Annotated in this window: 8 protein-coding genes; 6 read left to right on the top strand and 2 right to left on the bottom strand. The window is 68.6% G+C overall.

From position 1 onward, the window contains the following. From ACNPM4_RS18940 to ACNPM4_RS18930, 3 genes are all read left to right on the top strand, one after another. Positions 1 to 548 (top strand): MFS transporter (locus ACNPM4_RS18940; RefSeq protein ID WP_448986754.1); only part of this gene is annotated, 548 nt, incomplete at its 5' end. A 37-nt stretch (positions 549 to 585) separates the two neighbouring features. After that, complete coding sequence (locus ACNPM4_RS18935) at positions 586 to 1,113, top strand: cytochrome C5 (protein ID WP_105712201.1); 528 nt, start codon at positions 586 to 588, stop codon at positions 1,111 to 1,113. A gap of 9 nt (positions 1,114 to 1,122) precedes the next feature. Continuing rightward, entirely contained in the window at positions 1,123 to 1,551 is a 429-nt protein-coding gene (locus tag ACNPM4_RS18930; protein WP_105712202.1) for a hypothetical protein, read from the top strand. A gap of 96 nt (positions 1,552 to 1,647) precedes the next feature. Here ACNPM4_RS18930 and ACNPM4_RS18925 read toward each other — a convergent pair whose 3' ends face one another. Together ACNPM4_RS18925 and ACNPM4_RS18920 are read right to left on the bottom strand one after the other, a co-directional pair. After that, positions 1,648 to 2,283, bottom strand: a complete 636-nt coding sequence (locus tag ACNPM4_RS18925; RefSeq protein WP_448986752.1) for a hypothetical protein — start codon at positions 2,281 to 2,283, stop codon at positions 1,648 to 1,650. 240 nt (positions 2,284 to 2,523) lie between these two features. Beyond that, entirely contained in the window at positions 2,524 to 3,528 is a 1,005-nt protein-coding gene (locus tag ACNPM4_RS18920) for a magnesium and cobalt transport protein CorA (protein WP_091027726.1), read from the bottom strand. Positions 3,529 to 4,006: 478 nt separating this feature from the next. Between ACNPM4_RS18920 and ACNPM4_RS18915 the strand changes: the two genes are divergently transcribed. The 3 genes from ACNPM4_RS18915 to ACNPM4_RS18905 all read left to right on the top strand — a co-directional run. Continuing rightward, on the top strand, positions 4,007 to 4,573 hold the full coding sequence (locus tag ACNPM4_RS18915) for a SipW-dependent-type signal peptide-containing protein (RefSeq protein ID WP_091027570.1): 567 nt from the start codon (positions 4,007 to 4,009) through the stop codon (positions 4,571 to 4,573). Positions 4,574 to 4,592: 19 nt separating this feature from the next. Next, positions 4,593 to 5,216, top strand: coding sequence for a SipW-dependent-type signal peptide-containing protein (locus ACNPM4_RS18910; RefSeq protein WP_448986750.1), 624 nt, complete (start codon positions 4,593 to 4,595; stop codon positions 5,214 to 5,216). Beyond that, positions 5,213 to 6,089 (top strand): S26 family signal peptidase (locus tag ACNPM4_RS18905; RefSeq protein WP_448986749.1); only part of this gene is annotated, 877 nt, incomplete at its 3' end. The genes ACNPM4_RS18910 and ACNPM4_RS18905, both read left to right, overlap by 4 nt.

Genomic DNA, 6,089 nt, shown 5'->3' with positions numbered 1-6,089 from the left:
TCGCCGAGCTGCGTCGGCGACCGGTTCTCGTGGCCGTGGTGCTCGCCGTGCTCGTGAACGCCGCGACCTTCGGGGTGTTCACGTTCCTCGCCGTCGTCGGCGCGGATGCCGGGATCGATGCCGCCTGGATCCCGCTGCTCCTCGCCGTGTTCGGAATCGGCGCCTTCCTCGGGGTGGCCGCCACCGGTCGATGGGGTGCCCGCTGGGCGCGCACATGGATCGTGGTCGGCGCCGCGGCCACGACCGTCGTCTGGATGGTCTTCGGCCTCGCTGTCTCGTCGGTGTCGGCCGTGTTCCTCGGGGCGCTGATCGGCGGGCTGCTGTCGTTCGCGGTCGGCTCCGCCCTTATCGCGCGCATCGTCGGTGAGGCCGAAGGTGCACCGGTGCTCGGCGGTGCCTATGCCACGGCGGCGTTGAACCTCGGCGCGATCGGTGGTCCGGTGCTCGCCGGGATCGGGTACTCCGGTGTCGGCACTCCGGGCGTGCTGTTCGTCGCGGCGGGGATCACCGCCGTCAGCGTCGTGCTCACGCCGCTGTTGCGACGATGATCGCCCCATGACGCGATGGATGCGAAAGACTGGAGGCATGACTTCGCCTGTGCTCGACTCGCTCCTCGCCCGCATCGTCGAGAGCGGGCTGCTCGAAGACCCGATCGCCGAGAACGGCCTCGTGTACGGACGGGCGAGCATCGATGCGGCCGGCACCGTCGTGAACGTGAACGTCGACCCGGAACTCGACGAGCACCCGGAGGACGTCGATCACGAGGCGCTGATCGCGGCGGTGTCGCGCATCCTCTCGGTCGGCGAGTCCCGGTGGCGGGCCATCGTCGACGAGGTCGCCACCGACATCGATGACGCCGTCGATGACGAGCCCGTCATCGAGCAGATCGACCTGCGCGACGACCTCGAGGCGACATCGGTCGTCGTCTTCGCCGATGCCGTGCTGCTCGCGTTCCTGGCGCCGAAGCAGTTCCCGGACTCGCGGATCCTCGTGCAGCTCGACGAGGAGCTCGAGGTCGAGGGCGTCGAGGTGCGCGAGCTCGACGGCACCGAGACCGTCGACTTCGACACCCTCGACGAACTCCTCGATCACATCAGCCGCGCCGACGACTGATCTCGTCGCGTGGAAGACATCGCCGCTTCTCGCTCGGCCTCACCGCCTACATCTCGCCGGCCGGGACGCGGGAGCATCCTGCTGTCCGCGATCGGCGCGGCGGCGGTCGGCGTCGTGGTGACCTGGTGGATCACGACCGCGCAACGCGTGTCCGTGGCATCCGATGCCGACCTCTCATCCGTGCCGTTCGGCTTTCCGCTGACCTGGATCACGCAGGACCACTCGTCGAACCCCTTCACCGCGTATCCGGCCGACGTCGCCCTGCGGCTCACCGGTCGCACCGGCATCCCCTATCCGACTTCGTACGAGTGGCTGCCCTTCATCGGTGACGCGCTGATCTGGGGTGCGGTGTTCTGGGCGCTCGGGATGGTCGTGCTTCCGGCCGTGGTGCGTACGATACGCGCGAGGTCAGGCCGTCAGCTTCGATCCTTGAAGTAGACGAAAAAATGGTGCTGCCGCATCCCGCCACCATCGCCCATGCCCCCGCGATGCAGCCAGCGAGGACGGCCACCGCGCCTTTGCCACCTTCAGCGATCAGTGCGAACTGATCCGCCGGTCGCCCGCTGTGGTCAGCGGCGCAGCCGCACACGTGGCGTAGAGGTCGGGGCCTTCATCGGTGAGGAAGGGGAATGCGAATTCTGGATTGTCGCGAAGATAATTCTCCAGAGAGTATGACGGATCGAGAGCGCCTAAGCGGATGAGGCAGTCGTAGATGAGTTCATTGGGGTCGCGGTTGCTCGGATTCTGCCGCTGGCTGTGCCACAGGCGGCCGAGTACCGTCTCGCCGGATTCGCCTTCGCATTCCGTCATCGCGTCCTGCACGCGTTCGTCCGAGAGACCGGCGCCGCGTTCGACACCGTAAGCGCCGTCCTCTTCGTACTCCACGAGTTCGATGTCGTGCTCATCGAGGCAATCGTCGAAGCGCTTGACCACCTCCGCCCACTCTTGTTCGGTGATCTCCTCATCGCGGATCACATCGCGGACAAAGTCGATATCGGCACTCAGCCACGTCTCTCGGTACTCGTCCGCATAGGTGCCCGTGAAGCGCGGAACGTCCCCTTCGGTGATGGAGGCGTCGGGTGTTGACCCACCAGGCGAGCAGGCGGTCAATGAGGCCAGGCTGAGCGCGACACAAGCAGCAGCCATGCTCAATCTGGGAATGCCTGACATCACGACTTCGAACCTCACCCTGGGGTCAGTAGGAGCGCCAGCGATCCCTGGCGCTCCTCGAAGCTAGCCCGACGTGCGCTATTGAACCAGTGTGCTGAGAGCCGCAATATCAATACTCTGAGATGCGCCACACAGGTGAATGTGTTGCAGCTCGGATGCAGGCGGAGAACTCCGCGTCGGGCGGAAGAATGCACCTGGATCCTCCGCCCGACGGCGAGTTCTCCGCCCGTCGCGGTGGCGCTACAGCCACTTCTTGTAGCGGAAGACCCCGTAGAGCGCGACGGCGAACGCGGCCATCGCGCCGATGGCCATCGGATACCCGAAGGCCCAGTGCAGCTCGGGCATCACGTCGAAGTTCATGCCGTACACCGTGCCGACCAGTGTGGGCGCGAAGATGATCGCCGCCCAGGAGGAGATCTTCTTGATCTCGTCGTTCTGTGCGAGCCCGGCCTCGGTCTGGCGGCGGGCGACGAGCGCGGAGTGCACGGTCAGCGCGTTCTCGAGGATCGCCCGGAACGAGTCGACCCGCTCGTTCACGCGGATCGTGTGGTCGAGCACATCGCGCAGCGACCGCTGCAACTCTTCGTCGATGCGGTACTTCTCCGACCCGCGGCGCAGCCACTCCAGCATCCCGCTCAGGGGGTGCACGGCGCGCTGGAAGTTGATGACCTCGCGGGAGAGCTCGTAGATACGGCGGGAGAGCGCGCTGTCGTCGTCGCCGTCGCCGAAGAGCTGATCCTCGATCTCGTCGATGTCGTTCAGCAGGCCCGCCACGATCGGCTCGTACCCGTCGACGACCTCATCGAGGATCGCGTAGAGCACCGCCTCGGGGCCCATCGCGAGCAGCTCGGGGTTGGCCTCCATGCGCATCCGCACGGCGGCGAGGTTCGGGGACTCGGCATGGCGGATCGTCACCACGAAGTCGGGGCCGACGAACAGGTGCAGCTCGCCGAACTCGATCGACTCCTCCTTGTCGCGGTAGCGCGCCGGCCGCAGCACCGCGAACAGGGTGTCGCCGTAGCGCTCCACCTTCGAGCGCTGGTGCCCCGAGAGCGCATCCTCGACCGCGAGCGGATGCAGGTCGAACTCCCGCGCGACGGAGGCGACCTCTTCCGGGCTGGGTCGATACAGGCCGATCCAGGCGATGCCGCCGGCGGCATCCAGCATCCGGTAGGTCTCGTCCAGGTTCTTCGGGGTCTCCACGCGACGTCCGTGGACGTACACGCCGTTGTCGATGAGCGCCATGATGCGGCTCCGTTCTCGCAGGTGCACGGCAGCAGAGAGCTCCGTGCGCGGATTCGTCAGGGGGCGGATGACGCCGCCGACGGCTGCGGGAAGGACGTGCGAGAGCGGACCCGAAGGTCAACGCATGAACGCAGGGAGTCGCGACGCAGCGAGGGCGGCGTCGTAACTATCACCGGACATCGCCATCACCGCCTTTCGGGACTCTGCGGGTCGAACGACCCAACGGGTCAGCATACCCCCGTCGCCTGGGAGGACGCGCCTGCCGCGAGTGCGGGGGCGGAGCACCGGTCGGACGGATGCACGCGTGCAGGCCCGACGAGCGGCGTGTCTCCCGACATCCGTCCGTTCTCCCGACATCCGTACCGCGGAGCCCGAGGGAGGTGCACACCCAGGCGGGTGGCACCGGCAACATAGGCTTTTGCTGGATGAATCCTATGTATATGCTGCACGCGGGGGAGCAGGATGACCAGGAGGAATCATGGTACGAACTGTTCTGGAGGGGTCCGAGCGCGCTGCTCAGACCCGGAGAAAGATCTACGCCGTCCTCGCCGGTGGGCTCGTCGTCGGCGTGGGATCCGCGCTGACACTCGCCGCGTGGAATGACTCGGAGTTCGCGACGAGCGACTTCGCCGCAGGGACGTTCGAGTTCCAGGGATCGACCGATGGGGCGGCCTGGGCCGACCACGCCGTCGAGGGCGACGCGGCGGTGCTGACGTTCAGCACCGGCTTCGACAACCTCGCGCCGGACGACGTCGTGTACGCGCCCTTCGCGCTGCAACTGACCGCGGCCAGCACGTCTCCCGCGGGACTCACCGCCGTCGCGCCCGTCGTGACGGGAGACCTCGCCGGTCAGCTGACGTTCGGCGCGGTGTCCACGACGACCTTCGGATGCGACGCGACCGCGTTCGCCGGGGGGACCGCGGTGCCCGCCACCATGGATCCGGGCGACATCGTCTACCTGTGCCTGCAGGTCACCGCCGGTGCGACGATCACGCAGGGCGACACCGGCACCGCGGTCTGGCAGTGGGACGCCGTCTCGCAGTAGTCACCTCGGCACAGCCATCGTGGTCCGACAGGCGCGGGTTCGCAGCCTGAAGACGCTCACGCGTGTTCAGGCGCTGCTCGCGTGCGCGCTCCTGCTCGGCGTGGGCGCAGCGGGGAGCCTCGCCTCCTGGTCGGACAGCGAGCTGGCGGGCTCGCCGTTCACGGCGGGCAGTTTCGCCCTCGCATCGCGGACGGATGCCGGTGCCTTCGCCGCGCACCCCGAGGATGCCGCCGCCGCCCTCAGCTGGACGCTGTCGCCGCTCTTCCCGGGGGAGAGTGCGGCCGCATGGGTGCAGGTCCAGGCGACCGGATCGGTGGACGGAGACGTGCTCCTCAGTGGGGTGTCGCTCTCGACCGAGCCCGCCGTGGGCAGCCCGGAGGCGGCGCTCCGGGATGCGCTCCTGGTCAGGGCATCGGTGACCTCGTCGACCGACCCCGCTCCGCCCGAGTGCACCGTGAGCACGCCGGGGGTCGAGGTGACGGGACTCACGCAGGTCCCCGTGCTCCCCGCGCAGCAGCTCGAACCGGCCGGCGCCTCCACCGTGACGTACTGCATCGTCCTGACGCTCCCGGCCGATGCGCCGGCGGCCGCCCAGGGCGCACAGCTCACACCGACCTGGGTCCTCACGGGGAGCACGGGATGACGGCCTTCTCGCGCGGTGCTGCACGGTCGGGCCGCCTCGTCCGGGACTTCCTGCTGGCCGCGGCGGCCGTCGGCGGAGCGGTCTGCCTCGTGTTCGCTCTGCTCGCGTTCACGGGCGGGTACTCGCTGATGATGTTCAAGACCGGCTCGATGTCTCCCACGATCCCTGCGGGTTCGGTCGCGCTGGTCCAGCGGATTCCCGCATCCGAGATCGTCGTCGGCGACGTCGTGACCGTCGACCGGGCAGGGACGCTGCCGATCACGCACCGGGTCACGAGCGTCGGTGAGGGGAACGACGCAGCGGAACGCGTGATCACGATGCGCGGAGATGCCAACGCCGTGGACGATCCGATGCCGTACACGCTCACCGAGGCACGGATCGTGCGCGGGTCGGTGCCGTATCTCGCGCCGGTGATCGCACAGTTCGGCAACCCCTGGGTGCTTGGATCGCTCACCCTCGCCACCGCGTTCCTCGTCGGCTGGGCCTTCTGGCCGAGGCGGCCGCGGACTGACGACGCAGAGGCCCCGCCCCCGGAGCCTGCCGACGCGGTGGACCCGCCCGGCGACGGCGAGAGCGCGGGCCGCGCGGCGACGGGAGCGCGCGTGTCGGCGGTGCTCTTCGTGCTGGCGGTCTGCGCGTCGAGCGCGGGTCTCGCTCCGGTGCCGGCATCCGCGGCGACCGGTTCGGACTACCTCACCGTGCGCTCCGACCTCGCCGGTGCCGGTGTGCAGGCGCTCGATCTGCTGGTCCCGCTGCGCTGGCACCTCGATGTGGATGCGTCCAGGGCACCCGCCGACGGCGACCTGGCCATCGCCATCTCGTCGGCGGGCGACTCGGAGTTCGGACTGCGGGCCGAGGTCCGCGCCTGCGCGC

The organism is Microbacterium umsixpiens, from assembly GCF_053543675.1.
This window is presented reverse-complemented; position numbering and strand designations above follow the sequence as displayed.

Bases quoted from the DNA above. Each gene is read 5' to 3' on its own strand.
- ACNPM4_RS18915 (WP_091027570.1), top strand. From the start codon at position 4,007: ATGGTACGAACTGTTCTGGAGGGGTCCGAGCGCGCTGCTCAGACCCGG.
- ACNPM4_RS18920 (WP_091027726.1), bottom strand. From the start codon at position 3,528: ATGGCGCTCATCGACAACGGCGTGTACGTCCACGGACGTCGCGTGGAG.
- ACNPM4_RS18935 (WP_105712201.1), top strand. From the start codon at position 586: ATGACTTCGCCTGTGCTCGACTCGCTCCTCGCCCGCATCGTCGAGAGC.
- ACNPM4_RS18925 (WP_448986752.1), bottom strand. From the start codon at position 2,283: ATGTCAGGCATTCCCAGATTGAGCATGGCTGCTGCTTGTGTCGCGCTC.